General features: G+C 66.9%; 16 protein-coding genes. 9 read left to right on the top strand and 7 right to left on the bottom strand.

Going from position 1 to position 17,345, the window contains the following annotated elements; all coding sequences use genetic code 11:
- Positions 1-44 precede the first annotated feature (44 nt).
- On the top strand, positions 45-956 hold the full coding sequence (locus MCHLDSM_RS33350) for a TIGR03564 family F420-dependent LLM class oxidoreductase (RefSeq protein ID WP_048473943.1): 912 nt from the start codon (positions 45-47) through the stop codon (positions 954-956).
- On the opposite strand, the gene MCHLDSM_RS33345 is transcribed toward MCHLDSM_RS33350, so the two are convergent.
- Positions 939-2,114, bottom strand: a complete 1,176-nt coding sequence (locus tag MCHLDSM_RS33345; protein WP_048473942.1) for a pyridoxal phosphate-dependent aminotransferase — start codon at positions 2,112-2,114, stop codon at positions 939-941. The genes MCHLDSM_RS33350 and MCHLDSM_RS33345 overlap by 18 nt on opposite strands.
- Before the next feature lie 140 nt (positions 2,115-2,254).
- On the opposite strand from MCHLDSM_RS33345, the gene MCHLDSM_RS33340 reads away from it, so the two are divergent.
- Together MCHLDSM_RS33340 and MCHLDSM_RS33335 are read left to right on the top strand one after the other, a co-directional pair.
- Positions 2,255-3,262 (top strand): LacI family DNA-binding transcriptional regulator, encoded by a 1,008-nt coding sequence (locus MCHLDSM_RS33340; RefSeq protein WP_053083156.1) that lies wholly within the window; start codon positions 2,255-2,257, stop codon positions 3,260-3,262.
- Between the two features lie 12 nt (positions 3,263-3,274).
- Positions 3,275-4,168: an ABC transporter substrate-binding protein gene (locus MCHLDSM_RS33335; RefSeq protein WP_048473940.1), complete on the top strand. Its 894-nt coding sequence runs from the start codon at positions 3,275-3,277 to the stop codon at positions 4,166-4,168.
- A gap of 12 nt (positions 4,169-4,180) precedes the next feature.
- Here MCHLDSM_RS33335 and MCHLDSM_RS33330 read toward each other — a convergent pair whose 3' ends face one another.
- The gene (locus tag MCHLDSM_RS33330; protein ID WP_048473939.1) at positions 4,181-5,308 is read right to left on the bottom strand and encodes an MFS transporter; all 1,128 of its coding nucleotides are present in this window, start codon (positions 5,306-5,308) and stop codon (positions 4,181-4,183) included.
- Between the two features lie 10 nt (positions 5,309-5,318).
- Entirely contained in the window at positions 5,319-6,830 is a 1,512-nt protein-coding gene (locus tag MCHLDSM_RS33325) for an aldehyde dehydrogenase family protein (protein WP_082169203.1), read from the bottom strand.
- A 249-nt stretch (positions 6,831-7,079) separates the two neighbouring features.
- Between MCHLDSM_RS33325 and MCHLDSM_RS33320 the strand changes: the two genes are divergently transcribed.
- From MCHLDSM_RS33320 to MCHLDSM_RS33295, 6 genes are read left to right on the top strand one after another with little or no spacing between them, the layout of a single operon-like run.
- Positions 7,080-8,291 carry an amino acid ABC transporter substrate-binding protein gene (locus MCHLDSM_RS33320; RefSeq protein ID WP_048473938.1) on the top strand — a complete coding sequence of 404 codons (1,212 nt, stop codon included), beginning with the start codon at positions 7,080-7,082 and terminating at the stop codon, positions 8,289-8,291.
- Positions 8,291-9,172, top strand: a complete 882-nt coding sequence (locus tag MCHLDSM_RS33315) for a branched-chain amino acid ABC transporter permease (RefSeq protein ID WP_048420883.1) — start codon at positions 8,291-8,293, stop codon at positions 9,170-9,172. Before MCHLDSM_RS33320 ends, MCHLDSM_RS33315 begins: the two co-directional genes overlap by 1 nt.
- The gene (locus MCHLDSM_RS33310; RefSeq protein WP_082169174.1) at positions 9,169-11,049 is read left to right on the top strand and encodes a branched-chain amino acid ABC transporter ATP-binding protein/permease; all 1,881 of its coding nucleotides are present in this window, start codon (positions 9,169-9,171) and stop codon (positions 11,047-11,049) included. Before MCHLDSM_RS33315 ends, MCHLDSM_RS33310 begins: the two co-directional genes overlap by 4 nt.
- Positions 11,046-11,804, top strand: coding sequence for an ABC transporter ATP-binding protein (locus MCHLDSM_RS33305; RefSeq protein ID WP_048473937.1), 759 nt, complete (start codon positions 11,046-11,048; stop codon positions 11,802-11,804). Before MCHLDSM_RS33310 ends, MCHLDSM_RS33305 begins: the two co-directional genes overlap by 4 nt.
- Positions 11,805-11,827: 23 nt before the next feature.
- Positions 11,828-12,769, top strand: a complete 942-nt coding sequence (locus MCHLDSM_RS33300; RefSeq protein ID WP_048473936.1) for an NAD(P)-dependent oxidoreductase — start codon at positions 11,828-11,830, stop codon at positions 12,767-12,769.
- Entirely contained in the window at positions 12,766-14,031 is a 1,266-nt protein-coding gene (locus MCHLDSM_RS33295; RefSeq protein ID WP_048473935.1) for a M24 family metallopeptidase, read from the top strand. Before MCHLDSM_RS33300 ends, MCHLDSM_RS33295 begins: the two co-directional genes overlap by 4 nt.
- 19 nt (positions 14,032-14,050) lie before the next feature.
- On the opposite strand, the gene MCHLDSM_RS33290 is transcribed toward MCHLDSM_RS33295, so the two are convergent.
- Genes MCHLDSM_RS33290 through MCHLDSM_RS33275 form a run of 4 tightly spaced genes read right to left on the bottom strand, consistent with a single transcriptional unit; the run spans position 14,051 to position 17,232 of the window.
- A complete protein-coding gene (locus tag MCHLDSM_RS33290; protein WP_053083155.1) occupies positions 14,051-14,638 on the bottom strand; it encodes a carboxymuconolactone decarboxylase family protein in 588 nt (195 codons plus the stop codon).
- A 2-nt stretch (positions 14,639-14,640) separates the two neighbouring features.
- Positions 14,641-16,017, bottom strand: a complete 1,377-nt coding sequence (locus MCHLDSM_RS33285; RefSeq protein WP_048473934.1) for an NADP-dependent succinic semialdehyde dehydrogenase — start codon at positions 16,015-16,017, stop codon at positions 14,641-14,643.
- A gap of 29 nt (positions 16,018-16,046) precedes the next feature.
- On the bottom strand, positions 16,047-16,706 hold the full coding sequence (locus tag MCHLDSM_RS33280) for a GntR family transcriptional regulator (protein ID WP_048473933.1): 660 nt from the start codon (positions 16,704-16,706) through the stop codon (positions 16,047-16,049).
- Position 16,707: 1 nt separating this feature from the next.
- Entirely contained in the window at positions 16,708-17,232 is a 525-nt protein-coding gene (locus MCHLDSM_RS33275) for a VOC family protein (protein WP_048473932.1), read from the bottom strand.
- Positions 17,233-17,345 lie beyond the last annotated feature (113 nt).

Raw genomic sequence — 17,345 nt, 5'->3', positions numbered from 1 at the left:
GGCGGGAGCGGAATCCTCGCGCCCGCACGGTGGTTGCTCGCCGTATGACCACCGGAATAGTGCTGTTCGCGAGCCCCGAGGCGGGCAACGCAGTGGACGACATCGTCGACCAGGCACGCCGCGCCCATCAGCTCGGCACGCGCCACGTCTGGGTCGCCCAGCAGTTCGACCACGACGCCATCTCGCTGTCCGGCCTGATCGGCGCAGCGGTGCCCGGGCTCGGGGTGGGCACCTCGGTGGTGCCGTTCAATCCACGGCACCCGCTGACCCTGGCCTCGCAGGCGCAGACCGCCCAGGCCGCCGCGCACGGCAACTTCAGCCTCGGCCTCGGCCTCGGCGCGCACGAACCCGAGCGGATCGCGTTCGGCACGGCGTGGCCGAACACCATTGCGCGGCTGCGGGAATACCTCACGATCCTGTGCTCGATCTTCCACACCGGCGGCGTCGACTTCCACGGCGAGGAGTTCACGGCCGCGCCGGCGTGGCCCACGACGCTGGCGGGCGGTACCCCGGTGCCTGTCTACGTGGCGGCGATGGGCCCGAAGGCGCTGGCGGCCACCGGCGAACTCGCCGACGGCACCCTGCCGTATCTGGCCGGTCCCCGGACCATCGCGGAGTTCATCGAGCCGACGATCGCGCGGGCCGCCGCCGATGCCGGGCGTGGGCGACCGCGGATCATCGCCTTCGTGCCGGCGCAGGTGACGTCGGATGTCGACGCCGCCCGGGCCGCGGCCAACGAGCAGCTCGGCTTCTACGCGACCATCCCGTCGTATCAGAAGGTGATCGCCCGAGAAGGCGTCGTCACTCTGGCCGAGCTCGCCGCGATCGGCGACGAGGAGACGGTGCTGCGCTCGCTGCGGCGCTACCTGGACGCGGGTGCCACCGACGTGGTGCTCAGCCCGCTCGATCGGGACCGGCCCGACGAGAAGCTGTGGGAGCTAACCGCGTCGCTGTAGCGCCCGCAGTCTCCGGATCGCTTCGTCGAGCGTCTGCTCACGCTTGCAGAAAGCGAAGCGCACCAGATGATTCCAGTCACCGGCGTGCGATGCGCCGGGATCGCAGAACGCCGACATCGGGATGGCGGCCACCCCGACCTGTTCGATCAACTCCGAACAGAACGTCCGACTGTCGTCGTAGCCCAGGGGGCGGGGATCGGCGCACAGGAAGTAGGTGCCGACGCTGTCGTACACGTCGAAGCCGATGTCGGTCAGCGCGGCACCGAGACGGTCCCGTCGGGTCTGGAACGACGCGCACAGCGCGTCCACCCATTCGTCCTCGCTGTCCAGCGCCTGAGCCACCGCGGGCTGGAAGGGCGCGCCGCCGACGTAGCTCAGATACTGTTTGGCGGCGCGGACCCCGGCGATGAGATCGCTTGGGCCGCAGGCCCACCCGATCTTCCAGCCGGTGACGTTGAACATCTTGCCCGCGCTCGAGATCGTGATGGTGCGCTCGGCCATGCCGGGATAGTTCGCCAGCGGCATGTGGCGATGGCCGTCGAAGGTGAGGTGCTCGTAGACCTCGTCGGTGATCACGAGCAGGTTGGCCGCGACGGCGAGCTCGGCCAGCCCGCGCAACTCGGCGTCGGTGGCGACCGTGCCTGTCGGGTTGTGCGGCGAATTGACGATCAGCGCTTTGGTTTTCGGTGTCACAGCGGCCCTGAGCGCCTCGACGTCGATGGCGAACCGCCGGCCGTCCCGGCGCATCGGCACGGCGCGGCGGTGGCAGCCGGCCATGGCGATGACAGGGGAGTACGAGTCGTAGAACGGCTCGATCAGCAGTACCTCCGAGCCCGGTTCGACGAGGCCGAGCACCGATGCCGCGATCGCCTCAGTTGCGCCGACCGTCACCAGCACCTCCGTGTCGGGGTCGTAGCTGGTGCCGTAGCGGCGTCGGCGCTGAGCGGCGATCGCCTGCCGCAGGGGCTCGGTGCCCAGGCCGGGCGGGTACTGGTTCACGCCCTCGGCGATGGCGTTCTCGGCGGTCTTGAGCATCGCGGGCGGCCCGTCTTCGTCGGGGAAGCCCTGACCGAGGTTGACCGCGCCGAGCCGCGCCGCGCGGGCGGACATCTCCGCGAAGATCGTCACCGCGTAGGGCTGCAGGCGCTGGACCGTCATGGCTCGAGGCTAGTTGCCGCGACGCGGGCTGCCTGTGAGGCCATCCCTGCGAACGATTGCAGCCATGGGCGGTAGCCTGATTCACACAGCCCGCGACCGGGCCCGGGGAAGGGTGGGAGGCGCCGAGCATGCCACGACGCGTGACCATCGACGATGTCGCCCGCCTTGCAGAGGTGCACAAGGCGACGGTGTCTCGTGCGCTCAACGCCCAAACCAGAGGCCAGGTCAACGCCGAAACACTGAAGCGGGTGAAAAAGGCTGCCCGCCAGCTCGGCTACGTGCCCAACGCGATGGCCCGCGGGCTACGCACCAGCCGGTCGATGACCATCGGGGTGATCATCCCCGACCTGATGAACCCGATCTTCCCGCCGATGATCCGCGGTATCGAACGCGTTCTCCAGGCACAGGGTTACACGGTGCTCATCGCCAACACCGACTCTCACGACGACGTGGAGATCTCGGTGTTCGAGTCTCTCCTGCAGCGCCGGGTCGACGGATTCATCCTGGCGACCGGACGCCTCGACGACCAACCGGTGGTCGAGGAGGCGGCGGCCGCTGACGTGCCGGTGGTTCTGGTCAACCGCGGTTCCGGAATCGGCGGCTACCCGTTGGTCTCCGGCGACAACGCGGGGGGAATCGCGCTGGCCGTGGCGCATCTCGTCGAGCTCGGGCACCGGCACATCGTGCACGCCGCGGGTCCGCCGAATTTCTCCACCACCCGCTCACGGGCAGAAGCCTTCGAGGTGGCCGCGACGAAGGCCGGTGTCCGCCACGACACCGTCTATGCCGCGGCGCTGACGATCGAGGCGGGTTTCGATGTCGCTGACCAGCTTCTGAAGAAGGCAGGGCCGATTCCGACCGCTCTGGTCGCGGGCAACGACCTGGTGGCACTGGGGCTGATCCGCCGGTTGCGCGCCGAGGGGCTGCGGTGCCCGGAGGAGATGTCGGTGGTGGGGTTCAACGACATGCCGTTCGCCGAAGACTTCTGGCCTCCGTTGACAACGGTGCACATGCCGTTGCGTGAGATCGGCGCCGAGGCGGCGCGGCTGCTGCTGCGCGGCATCGAGGCGGGAGAACAGGACGCAGCCACGCTGACGCTGCCGGTGTCGCTCGTGGTGCGCGGTTCCACTGGACCGGCGCGGAGCTGATCGGGCAGCCGCGTGGACCATCTGAGGATCGGAGTCTTCAGCCCGTCGGTGTTGCTGGACGTCGCGCGTTCCACCGGACGCCTCGCCGACGCCGGCCTGACGGTGCACGAAACGCCGGTGCCGTCCTCGCCGGCGCAGTTCGAGTCGCTGCGGTCCGGTGCCTACGACGCGGTGTTCACCAGCCCCGACAACGCGCTCGCCTACCGATTTCTGCCGGGAAATCCCCTGGGAGAGTTACTCGATGTCGAGATCGTCGCGGGCGTGGACCGCGGGCTCGGTCTGTGTCTGTGTGCGCGCCCGGGTGTCACAGACGTTCGGGAGCTGGCCGGGGGTGTGCTGGGCGTCGATGTGCCCAACTCGGGTTTCGCCTTCGTGGCTTACGGCCTGCTCGACGAACTCGGACTGCGCCGAGAGGAGCTCAGGGTCACCGCGCTCGGATCGACGCCGAAGCGTGCGGCGGCGCTCACGGAGGGTGGCTGCGACGTCACGGTGCTCAACGCGGGCAACGAGCTGACGGCACGGGCCCGAGGTTGTCTTCCGCTGGCCGACGTCACCCGCCTGGGGCCCTATCTCGGCACCGTTGTCGCCCGGATCCGGGAGGCACCCGCCGCCGATGCGGTGGATCGCTTCGTCGCCGCACTCGCCGACACCGCACGAGTGATCCGCGCCGGTGACGGGAACGCCGCCGAGGCGGCGGCCCGGCTGCTCGGGCTGTCGCCGAAGGACGCCGTGGAGCACGTGGCGGTGTTGCGCGACCCGGCGCGTGGAGTGATCGACGACGGCAGTGTCGAAATGGCGGCCGTGAGCACACTGGTGCAGCTGCGCCGCACCTATCTGCCCGCCCCGCAACTCGAGGGAGTGATCGATCGGCTGGAGGACCTGGTACGGCCGGCCGCTCTGCGCTGAGACCGTCGAATCCTATTCGCGGACAACGTATCTGGCGCGTGCCATGGTGGAGGTGATCGCATAGATCAGCGCCACCGCGGTGGTGATGCCGAACAGCGTCCCGAAGTGTTGAGCCCCGGCGGCGGCGTTGCCGAACGCCGCACCGATGGACGCGCCGGTGAACAGCGCGATCGAGAAGAACGACATGCCGATCGGCCTGCTGTCCGCTGCCGCATCGGTCATCCACGTCTGCATCGTGGTGTGTCCCATCGCCCAGGCCAGTCCGAGCAGGATCGCCGCGGTGACCACGGCGCCCGACGAGACACCCAGGGCGACAACGGCGTAGGCGCAGACGATGGCGACACCCGCCTGCAGCATCAACACCCAGGCCGGCCAACGCCCGAGAATCAGCTTCATCAATTGGCTGACCACCACCACGGACGCGCCGAATGCGGCGGTGGCCAGCCCGGCGGTCAGCACACTTTCCCCGCTGACCTGAAGGGCCACGGCGAGATAGTTGAACACCCCGATCAGCAGCGCGCCCTCGATGAGCGTGAACGCCAGGATGCCGACCGCCCAGGGGTTGGCTGCCAGTCGGCGCAGGGACGGAATCAGTGGTTCCCTGACGTCGCCGACTGATTCCGCCAGGCGCACCAACCCTGCCGTCAGCGCCAGCGAGAACACCGCGACGCAGACGTAAACCCCGCGCCAACCCCACCATTGGGCGATAGCGCCGGCGCCCACGGTGCCCGCCGCCAGGCCGAGTGAGATCGCCGCAGCCAGGTTGGCGGTGGCCACAGCCCGCCGGCGAATGGGCAACGTGTCTCCGTAGTAGATCAGCACGGTCGTGATGGTGGCGGAGAACGCCGCACCCGCGATCGCGCGGGTGACGCCGTAGGACAGGGCGTCACAGGACAGCGCGGTGCCGACGTTGGCCACGCCGCCCAGCGCGGTCGACGCGACGAGTACCCGCACCCGCCCGTAGCGAGCGGCCAAAGTGGCCCAGAACAATTGGAAGGCGGCGTAGGAGACGGCATACACCGTGAGGGAATGGCCGACCGAATCGACGGCGGCACCCAGGTCCTCGGCGATCACGGGGACCAGTGGCGGCATCACCGAGCGGTCGATCATCGAGACGAATGCGGCGATGATCAGGATCATCAGTGGCGGATCAGGTGCGCGGCGGCCACACCGGAACCTCGCCGCGGCCCGACCGGAATCGAACCGCCTTGGACCGCACGAACTCGTGCAGGGTCTCCGCGGCGTTCTCGCGGCCGAACCCGCTGCCCTTCATCCCGCCGAACGGCGATCCGAGGAACGAGCGCCGCATGTAGTTGTTCACGAAGATCATGCCTGCGTCGAGTCGTTGGGCGGTGTGCCAGGCCGCTGCCTCGTCGCGGGTGATCATCGCGGCGGTCAGCCCGTAGCTGGTCCCGTTGGCGATGTCGACGGCCTCGTCGAGGGTCGAGTAGCGCATGATCAGCGCGATGGGCCCGAAGATCTCTTCCTGGCCCACCGTGGAATCCGGTGTCACATCGGCCAGCACGGTCGGCGGTACCCAAAAGCCGTTGGCGAGGCGTGGATCGGTCGGCACGTCGCCCTGTCCGACCAGGCGGGCACCCTCCTCGAGTGCTGTCCGCAGGTAGGCCAACACACGGTCGCGTTGCACGGCGTCCACCAGGGGACCGATGTCGGTGCGCGGATCGAGGCCGTCGCCGACCACCAGAGCGGTCGCGGCAGCGGTGAATCGCTCGAGGAACTCGTCGTACACGTCGTCGTGGACGAGGATGCGAGCGGTCGACGTGCACGCCTCGCCCTGGTTGTAGAACATGCCCTCGATCGAGACCTCAACGGCCACATCCAGATCCGCGTCGGGAAAGACGATCAGCGCGTTCTTGCCGCCCAGTTCCATGGTGGCGTAGGTCAGGTTCTGGGCCGCAGTCTCCAGCACGCGGCGGCCGGTGGCCGTCGCTCCGGTGAAGCTGATTCGCTCGACCAGAGGGTGCCCGGCAAGAGCTGCGCCGGCGGCCAGGCCCGGAACGGCGTTGAGCACCCCCGGCGGCAGGACCTCGTTGGCGATCTCGACCAGACGCAGCACTGTCAGGGGTGCTTGCTCGCCGGGCTTGATCACCACGGTGTTGCCGGTGATCAACGCCGGGGCACCCTTCTTGGCGAAGTGGATGGGCGGCCAGTTGAACGGCAGTATCGCTGCGACGACCCCGTAAGGCTCGTAGACCACCCGGGTCTCGATCGGGCCCTGGTCGATGATCTCTCCGGGGAGGCTGTCGCCCAGACCGGCGAAGTAGTCGAAACAGTTCGAGCTGAAGCTCACATCGTTGGCGAGCGCGTCCCGTCGGGGTTTGCCGTTCTCCCGGGACACCAGTTCGGCCAGTTCGTCGGCGTGAGCGCGGATGCGGTCGGCCACCTGGCGGAGATAGCTACCCCGTTGGCGTCCCGTCAGCGCCCGCCAGACGGGCAGTGCTGCGCGGGCGGACCTGACGGCCCGGTCCACCAGATCCGCATCGCCGCTCACCACGCTGGCCAGGGGCCTGCCCGTCGACGGCTCGATCACCTCGAACGTCGCGTCGTCGCCGACCGCGACGAATTCGCCATCGATGAACGCTCCCCATCGGGCGCGCGGCAGCGCACCCGGATCGTCGACGTGGGCGTAGGTGGTGGTCATCTGCACACTCCGGGATTCGGTGGAGCACGGTAGCTGCAATCGATTGCGGCTGACTATAGACGTTTCGACACCCCGTGAACAGCTCTTCGGATCGACGCGCGAAATCACCCTTGGAGCAGCACGGTTCTGCGAACCAGAGGTGTTGACACCCCCTCGTCGTCTGTGTGACGATTCACTGCAATCGATTGCATATGAGCTACGCAACACAGCGGTCCGCTTGGGGCAATCGGTCTGACAGAGAGGTTGGACATGCGAATCACCACTGCTTTTCGCGCGGTCGCGGCGGCGGCTGCGGTCGCGCTGACTGTCGCCGGCTGTTCCGCGGACAGCGGTTCGGACGATGACACCATCCGGATCGGGGCTTCCCTCCCGCTGACGGGCGAGTTCAGCCAGGGCGGCCTCGACACCCAGCACGGCTACGAGACATGGGTCGAGATGACCAACGAGGCCGGCGGCCTCTTGGGGAAGAAGGTCGAGATCGTCGTGAAAGACGACGCGACCCAACAGGAAACGGCAGTCAGCAATTACAACAACCTGATTGCTCAGGACAAGGTGAATCTCGTTCTGGGTAGCCAGTCGTCGCTGCTGAACATCCCGGCGTCGGCCATCGCCGAGAAGAACAAGATGCTCTTCGTCTGCCCGTCGTGCGGGTCTCCGGACATGTTCAACCGCGGCTTCTCCTACATCTTCTTCTCGCAGCAGGCGGTGGCCACCGACCAGGCCAAGGTGTTCGCCAACTGGATCGCCCAGCTTCCTCCTGAGCAGCGGCCCAAGACCGCGGCCTACCCCACGCTGGATGACCCGTTCGCCGGCCCCGTGGTCGAGGGCGCGGAGAAGATCCTGTCGGCCGCCGGCATCCGGACGGTCTACAAGGACCAGTACCCGGCCACCACCAAGAATTTCGACTCGGTGGTCAATGCCATGCGGGACGCGGGGGCCGAGATCGTGGTCCAGGGAGCGCAATTCGAAGACGGCGTCAACATGATTCGCTCGATGAACCGGGCCAACTATCAGCCTGCGATCCTGTACCAGAGCAGCTCGCCCACCTACGGGCAGCAGTACCTCGACGCGGTAGGCCCGGACAACGCCGAGGGCGTGTTCTTCTCGTCGAGCTACAGCCCGCTGTCGGACACCAAGCAGAACGCCGAGTTCGTCAAACGATTTCAGGAGAAGTTCGGCCAGAGCCCGCCCGAGGACGCGGCCGATGGCTTCGCCGCCGGCCAGGTGCTGGCCGCGGCGGTCAACGGAGTCGGCTCGATCGACGACCAGTCCGCCCTGGCGGACTGGTTGCACAACAACAGCGTCGACACGCTGCTCGGCACCTTGAGCTGGAACTCCGACGGCAGTCCGAAGGGCGACTTCCTGGTCGGTCAGTGGCAGGCCGGAGTGTCCCAGATCGTGCTTCCCGCCGACGTGGCGACGTCGGACAAGATCATGCGCTGGCGCGGCGGGGCCATCTGATGACCTCGCTCGTCCAGACGCTCATCCTCGGACTGCTCGTCGGGGCGCTGTACGCGCTGATGGCTTCCGGGCTGACCCTGATCTTCGGGGTCATGCGGGTGATCAACCTCGCTCACGGCGCCTTCGCCGTCCTGGCGGCCTTCCTGACCTACACGCTGTGGCACCAACTCGGTCTGGACCCGCTGTTGTCCATCCCGATCGTCATGGCGGTGATGTTCGGCTTCGGTTGGCTGGTGTACCTGCTGGTGATCCGGCACGTTCGCGGCGCGCACGTCACCATGACGGTGCTGGCGACCTTCGGCATCGCACTGATGCTCGAGGGAATCATGGGATTCATCTGGGGTAACACGTCGTCCACCGTGGTGGTGTCCTACACCGACGCGTCACTGGCTCTCGGGCCGATCTACGTACCCCAGGCCATGCTGATCGCCGCGGTGATCGCAGTCGCGGTGATGGGCGCGCTCTACCTGCTGCTCAATCACACCTGGGCGGGACGGGCCATCCGTGCCGCCTCGTCCAACGAAAGTGGCGCGTTGCTGGTGGGGGTCAGCGTCGCAACCATCGCCGCGCTCACCTTCGCCATCGGCGTGGCCACGCTGGGTGCCGGCGGGGCGATGCTGTCGACGATCTATCCCTTCCTGCCGGGCACGCACTACCAGTGGATCGCGCGACTGCTGGCGATCGTCGTGCTCGGTGGCCTCGGCAGCCTGCCGGGTGCGGTCCTGGGCGCTCTGGTGATCGGGGTCGGCGAGATGGCGGCCACGGCCTACATCGGGGCGTCCTGGCCGGTCGCCGTTCCGTTCCTCGTCATCATCGTCGTGCTCATCACCCGCCCGCAGGGCATTCTCGGTACCCGCCTCAGAGAGGACGCGGTCGCATGACCACCGCTACCACTAAGTCGGGGAGCACATCTCGACTTCTCGATCCCGCCCTGCACACGTGGTTCACGCGCGGCCTGATCGCCGTCGCGGCTCTCGTGATCCTGTTGTTCCCGCTCTCTCCCAGCATGTCCGCGCAGAACATGGTGATCATGTCCCTGGTGCTGGCCATCGGGGCCAGCGGTCTGAACATCATCACCGGCTTCACGGGCTACCTGTCACTGAGCCAGGGCGCGTTCATCGGCATCGGCGCCTACGTCGGAGCGGTACTGGCCACCCGGTTCCCCGACATCGAGCCGCTACTGTGGGCGCCGATCGCCGGCGTCATCGCCGCCGTCGTCGCGATGCTGCTCGGCTTGGTGACCTACCGTTCCCGCGGGCCCGCTTTCGTCATCATCACGGTGGCCTTCCTGTTCCTCGTGCAGTTCGTGGCCATCGAATGGGTGCCGGTCACCAACGGCTCGGCCGGACTGACCCTGCCTCTGCCGGATTGGCCCGACTCGTGGGGGAATTGGCCTTTCCATCTCGCGCTCGTCGCGCTGCTCGCGCTGTCACTGTCGCTGACGTGGTGGATCCGGCGCACGAAGTTCGGCATGGGACTGATCGCGATCCGCGAAGACGAGGGCAAGGCCGGCACCATCGGCGTCAACGCGCCCGTGTACAAGCTGCTGGCGTTCGGCCTGAGTGCGCTGTTCGTGGGCATGGCCGGTTCGGTGTATGGGTACTACCTGTCCTTCGTCGACCCGATCGGCATGTTCTCGATCATCACCAGCGCGCTGATCGTGCTCGCAGTGATCCTGGGCGGCCGCGGCACCCTGTGGGGACCGGTGTTGGGCGCGTTCATCATTCAGCCCGTCAACAACTACGCCAACCAGGCCTTCGGCGGCGGCAACGCACGCCTGGTGCTGTTCGGCGGGCTACTGGTGTTGCTGGTGATTCTGCTGCCCAAGGGCATCCTGCCGACGCTGGCGGCTTTCATCGAAAAGGCCAGAACCCGAGGCACCGTGGGGCTTTCCGGCGCGCGGCTCAATCCACTGGATCGGCCGCTGGTACGCACCGAGATCCGCAAGCCCCAGCCGACCGGCAGAACACTGCTCGAGGTCCGTGGTCTGCACAAGAGCTTCGGAGGCAACCAGGCCGTCAACGACTGCACGTTCACCGTCCCCGAGGGATCGATCACCGCGCTGATCGGGCCCAACGGATCCGGCAAGACGACCGTGTTCAACCTGATCTCGGGCACCATGACCCCGGACAAGGGCGAGATCCTGCTCGGCGGTGAACACCTCGAACGGATGTCGCCCTGGTCGCGCGCTCACCGGGGGCTGGGCCGGACCTTCCAGATCACCCGTCTGTTCCGGGAGATGACCGTGCTCGAGAACGTGGTCGCACCGCTGCGCGATTTCTCGGTGCCCCAACTCGGTCTGGGAGCAGTCAGCGGATCGGAAGCAAGCCGGGCCGAGGAGCTGCTGGAGTTCGTCGGCATGGCCGCCTACCGTGACGCCAAGGCGGGCGCGTTGTCCTACGGGCAACAGAAGCTCGTGGAACTCGCCCAGGTACTCATGCTGGATCCGAAGCTGATCCTGCTGGACGAACCCGCGGGCGGGATCAACCCGACGCTGATCGAGCGGATGGGCGACCTGATCCGCGAACTCAACTCCAAGGGCAAGACCTTCCTCCTGGTCGAGCACAACATGCCGTTCGTGGTCGGCTTGTGCGACCCGATCCGCGTTCTGGCGCGCGGGGCGGTGATCGCGCAGGGCACTCCTGAGCAGATCCAGAAGGACCCGTTGGTGCTCGACGCCTATCTGGGCGACGACTACCTGCTCGAGGCGCCGTCCAAGGGATCGACCATCCCGGTGGCAGAGAGGAACCCGGCATGATCCGACTCGAAGGGGTGGTCGCCGGATATGGCGGCGGAAACGTCCTGCAGGGTGTCGACCTGGAGGTCGGTCCCGGTGAACTGGGCTGCATCGTCGGCCCCAACGGGGCAGGCAAGTCCACGGTACTGCGAGCGGTCAGTGGCATCCTCAAGCCGAGTGCCGGCCGGATCATGCTCGACGGCAGGAACATTGCCGGCCTGAGCCCGGACGAGGTGCTCGGCTGCGGTGTCACCCAGGTGCCGCAGAGCAACGGCCTGTTCCCGACGTTGACCGTCAAAGAGAACATCCTGATGGGGGCGTATGTCATCCGCAGGCAGCGTCAGCTGGTCAAGCAGCGCTACGACGAGGTACTGGGCATGTTCCCGCTCGTGGCCGACAAAACCGGAGTGCGTTGCGGCAACCTCTCCGGTGGCCAGCGACGCATGGTGGAGTTCGCCCGCTCGCTGATGCTCGACCCCAAGCTGGTCCTGCTGGACGAGCCGTCGCTGGGTCTGGACCCCAAATCGCTCACCGTGATCGACGAAGCGGTCGCGATCATGCGCGCGAGCGGCAAAGCGGTGCTGATGGTCGAACAGAACGTCAGGTTCGGCCTTCGGATGGCCTCGAGCGGCATCGTGATGGAGAGCGGTCGTGTCCTGCTCACAGGTCCCGCCCAATCCGTGCTGTCCAATCCCGAGATCGCGGATCTCTACTTCGGTGGTGCAGTGCATGCGCCCAGCGCTTCCCATCCGCCGGCACCCCAACCCACGGCCTGACCGAACAGAAAAGGAATCTCTCAATGTCTGCCTCAACCCTGAAGATCGGCTGGATCGGCGCGGGACGGATGGGCGCCCAGCTCGTCATCCGGCTGCTCGATGCCGGCTACGACGTGACCGTGTACAACCGCACCGCGTCGAAGGCCGCCGCATTGGCCGAGAAGGGCGCCAAGGTTGTCACCCAGCCGGTCGATCTCGCCGACCGCGACCTGGTGTTCGCGATGGTGTCCTCTTCGAAGGACCTGGAACAGGTGATGCTCGGAGACGGCGGGCTCCTCACCGGCGCCCAGTCGCCACGCATCATCGCCGACTCGTCCACCGTGTCCTCCGACATCAGTGCGAGGATCCGGGAGGCCGCCAACTCCCGCGGCTGCGACTTCCTGGCCACCCCGGTCAGCGGTAACCCGAAAGTCATTGCGGCAGGGAAGCTCACGGTCGCGGTGTCCGGACCGCGCGAGGTGTTCGAGTCGATCGAGCCGGTGCTCAACGTGTTCGGTCGCAGCGTCACCTACGTCGGTGAGGGTGAGGTCGCACGGCTGGTCAAGATCGCCCACAACCTGATGCTCGGCGTCGTCACCCAGTGCCTCGCCGAGATCACGGTGCTGGTGGAGAAGGGCGGTGTCAATCGCGCCGACTTCCTGGCCTTCCTGAACGACTCGGTGATGGGGTCGACGTTCACGCAATACAAATCACCGGCGTTCGTCAATCTCGATTTCTCCCCGACGTTCACGATGGAGTTGCTGCAGAAGGACTTCGACCTCGGGCTGGAAGCCGCGTATGCACTCAAGTCGCCCATGCCGATCGCATCGGCCACCCGGCAGATCGTCGCGCAGGCGGCGGGGGCCGGTGTGGGCGTCGACGAGGACTTCGCGACGCTGTTGCTCGAGGTCGCCCGCGGGGCCGGCATCGAACTGAAGCCGGAGAACGTCAGCGTCGACGACGGCCTGACGCCGGTGCACTCGTGACGGCGCTGGTCGCCCCGCCCGTCGCTGCGCGTCCTCTGGGCGCACCCGGCCACATGGGGGTGGACTACGAAGAACGGGTCGACTTCGCGCGGTTGCGGGACTACCGGATCGCGCGGGCCAAGGCGGCACTGGAAGCCAGCGGGTGTGGCGCTTTCCTCCTGTTCGACTTCTACAACATTCGCTACACCACCCAGACCTGGATCGGTGGGGCGCTGGGCGACAAGATGATTCGGTACTGCCTGCTCACTCGGGACGCCGAACCGATCCTGTGGGACTTCGGGTCGGCGGTGCGGCACCACAAGTTGTACTCGCCGTGGCTGCCGCAGGAGAACTGGCGGGCAGGGTTCCTGGGCTTCCGGGGCGCGGTCGCCCCGGATGCGGGCCTGATGCGCGATGCGGTGACCGAGATCAAGGGCATCCTGGCCGAGGCCGGCGTGGCCGACGCCCCGGTCGGGATGGACATCGTCGAGCCGCCGTTCCTGTTCGAGATGCAGCGCCAGGGTCTGACCGTCGTCGATGCCCAGCAGCGCATGCTCGATGCGCGGGTGATCAAGTCCAACGACGAGATCATGCTGCTCAATCAGGCGGCGGCGATGGTGGACGGGGTGTATCAGGACATCGTCGACGTGCTCAAGCCCGGGGTGCGGGAGAACGAGATCGTCGCGCTGGCCAACAAGCGGCTCTACGAGATGGGGTCGGATCAGGTCGAGGCGGTGAACGCCATTTCGGGGGAGCGATGCAACCCGCACCCCCATAATTTCACCGATCGCATCATCCGGCCGGGTGATCAGGCGTTCTTCGACATCATCCACTCCTACAACGGATATCGCACCTGCTACTACCGGACATTCGGGGTGGGCAGCGCCACACAGAGTCAACGTGACGCCTACAAACAGGCCCGCGAATGGATGGACACCTCGATCGCGGCGATCCGCCCAGGCGTGGGATCCGATCAGATCGCGCGGTTACTTCCCCGGGCGGAGGATTTCGGGTTCGAGAACGAGATGGCGGCTTTCGGGCTGCAATTCGCGCACGGCCTCGGACTCGGGCTGCACGAACGCCCGATCATCTCGCGGCTGAACTCGCTGGAGAACCCGATCGAATTGCAGGCCGGCATGGTCTTCGCGATGGAGACCTACTGCCCGGCGTCGGACGGGACCTCTGCGGCACGGATCGAGGAGGAGGTCGTGGTCACCGACGACGGCCCGGTGATCCTGACCAAGTTCCCGGCTCAGGAACTGTTCGTCGCCAACGAATACTGAGTGGGCTGCGGGGCTGTTCTCAGCCCTGCAGCCGCCCCGCCACGTCCGGCGCCAGGCCGGCGAGGCTGTCGGTCCCCAGATCGCCGTGGCGCAGGTCCAATGTCTTGAGGAACTTCTGCTGCCCCATCGTCAGTGCGATGAAATACCCCAGTTCGACCAGTTCCGGTTCGGTGAAGTGGGCATGCAACTCCGCCCACACGGCGTCGTCGGCGAGGTTCGGGTCCCACGCGATGGCCTCCGCCCACTTCAGGGCCGCCTTCTCCCGATCGCCGAGAACCGTCGACTCGCGGAACTCGATCACCTCGTCGAACTCCCTCTCGGTCAGCCCTGCCTGGGTGCCCAGGTCGGAGCGCTGACCCGCGCAGTAGCCACAGTCCAGGCTCTTGGCGATGAAGACCCGGGCCAGTTCCTTCACAGAATGGTCCAGCACGCCTTCCCGGAAGGTCTGCTGCCAGGAGGCGCTGAACGTGCGGAGCACGGCCGGCACGTGGGCGCGCACGGCCTGGCTCTCCAGTCGCGGAGTGCCGAAGGTGCGGGACTGCTCGAGAATGGCGACGAGGTCAGGCTCGGTGACATCCTCCGGCCGGACATAGCTGATTCGGGGCACGGTCAGGCCTTCCAGACGGTCTTCAGGTTGCAGAACTCGCGGATGCCCGCGGCGGCCAGTTCCCGTCCGTAGCCGGAGTCCTTGATCCCGCCGAAGGGCAGTTCGGGGTAGGAGACCGTCATGCCGTTGAGGAACACCGCTCCCGCGTCGAGGTTGGCGACGAACCAATCCTGTTCGTTCTCATCACCACTCCACACCGCAGAGCTCAGCCCGAACGTCGTCTGGTTGGCGACACGTACCGCCTCCTCGCGATCGGCGACCTTGTAGACCGACGCCACCGGACCGAAGGTCTCCTCCATCACCACCCGCATGTCGTCGGTCAGGCCGGCCAGCACGGTCGGGGAGTAGAACCATCCCGGCCGGTCCGGGGCGGAGCCGCCGGCCAGCACCTGGGCGCCCTTGGCCACCGCGTCTTCGACCAGTTCGGCGACATCGGCGCGACCGGATTCGGTGGCCAGGGGTCCGACGTCGGTGGCCTCGTCCATCGGATCGCCGACGGTGAGGGCCTTCATCTTGTCGACGAAGAGATCGACAAAGGCGTCGTACACATCGGCGTGGACGATGAATCGCTTGCCGGCGATGCAGGATTGGCCGTTGTTCGAGATGCGGGCCTTCACGGCGACCGATGACGCCGCGTCGAGATCCGCGCTCGGCATCACGATGAAGGGATCGGAGCCGCCGAGTTCGAGGACGGCCTTCTTGATCTCCTGGCCGGCGGTGGACGCGACAGAGCGGCCGGCGGGTTCCGAGCCGGTGAGTGTGACGGCCTTGACGCGGCTGTCCTCGATGACTGCGGCCACCTCGCGCGAACCGATCAGCAGCGTGCGGAACGACCCGGCCGGGAAGCCCCCCTTCTCGAACAGCTCGTCGAGATAGAGCGCCGACTGCGGCACGTTGGACGCGTGCTTGAGCAATCCGGTGTTGCCGGCCATCAGGGCCGGTGCGGCGAACCGGATCACCTGCCACAGCGGGTAGTTCCACGGCATCACGGCCAGTACCACACCGAGTGGCTGCCACACCGTGCCCGCGGCGGACGCCGATACCGCTGTCGGGTCGGCGAGTTCCTCGGGCGCCAGGAACGATTCGGCGTTGTCGGCGTAGAACCGGATGTTCTTCGCGCACTTGAGCACCTCGGCGCGGGACTGCGCTATCGGTTTGCCCATCTCCAGTGTGATCATCGCGGCAGCGCGGTCCACATCGCCCTCGAGGATGTCTGCGGTGGCGTGCATCCACTGCGCGCGTTGGGCATAGCTGGTGTCGCGCAGGGTCTGGGCCGCCGCGAACGCCTGCGCGATCCGGCGCTCCACTTCGGCGCTGTCGTGCGGTTCGAACGTCTCGACGGTTTCGCCGGTCGCAGGGTTGACGGTCTCGATCGCCATGGGGGGATCCTGTTCGCTCGTACGGGTGGTTACTCGAAAACTTCGGGGTGGCGCGCCAATTGACGACGTGTGCGGCGGATGTGGCCCAGCAGGACGCGTTCGGCTTCGTCGGAGTCACGCTCGCGGATCGCGGCGACCAGCATGTGATGTTCGTCGTGCACGATGCGGTTGCTCTCGTCGTCGAGCAGCCGGGTGAAGGCCCGGCGGTAATGCTGCGTGGTGTTCCACAACCGCTCCACGGTGGGGCCGAGGAATGTCGTGTCGGCGCCGGCGTAGCTGCCGAGGTGGAATTCGCGGTCCAGCTCGAGGAAGCGCTCCACGGCGCGGGTCTGATGCATCGTCTCGGCGAGCTCGGCGAGCCGGTCGATCTGCGCCTCGGTGAGCGCGGGCAGGCTGTACCGCAGCAACAGCGGTTCGATGCGCTCGCGCACCTGGTAGAGCTCGACGCATTCGTCGAGGCTGAGCCTGGCGATCCACGCACCGGCGTTGGCGACCGTCGTGACCAGCCCCTCGGATTCCAGGATCCGCAACGCCTCTCGCACAGGCACGCGGCTGGCGCCGTACTGATTGGCCAGTTCTTCCTGTCGCAATCTGGTGCCTGGCGGGTGGACACCGTGCAGGATCGCGGTGCGCAACTCGTCGGCGACACGGGCACCCGTTACGCCGTCACGCACCTGGGGCTGGCTCATGTCAGTCCGCCGGATGATTCGGATTCCACAGCAGCACCTCGGCATCGGCCTCGTAGGCCTTGCCCTCGGGGAAGCTGACCAGTTCGAATTGCATGCCCCACGGGCTCAGAAAGTACACCCAGCGCTGACCCTCGCTGGCGTTTCGGCTCGCGGTCGGTTCTCCGAGTACCTCGATCCCTTCGGCGTGCAGATACTGCACCGCGGCATCGATGTCGTGCACGTAGAACGCGAGGTGATGCCCGCCGATATCGCTGTTGCGCGGTGGCCCCGTCTGCCCGTCGGCGGCCTCGTACTCGAACACCTCGAAGTTGGCGCCGGTGCCGCAGCGGTAGAACCGCAGTTCGCGCATCACCGTGCGCGGATGGACGTTGAGATGGTCCTTCATCCAGTCGTCGTCATGCGCGAACGGGCCGAGCGTGTAGACGTGCGTGCAGCCGAGAATGCCCACGAAGAACTCATGGGCCCGCTCCAGGTCGGGCACCGTGAAGCCGATGTGGTCGGTGCCGACCATTCCTGGCAGAGGCATCGTTGCCCGCCTTCCTGAAGTGGATCCAATAGTCCCCGAAGAATAGCTTCTACCCAGTCTGGAGAGAAGACTTCTGGCCAAAGTGGATCCAATTGAGTTACGGTGGGACCTGC

Source organism: Mycolicibacterium chlorophenolicum, from assembly GCF_001044235.1.
GTDB lineage: Bacteria > Actinomycetota > Actinomycetes > Mycobacteriales > Mycobacteriaceae > Mycobacterium > Mycobacterium chlorophenolicum.
The sequence above is the reverse complement of the archived record's forward strand: the minus strand, read 5'-3'. Positions and strand labels throughout refer to the sequence as shown.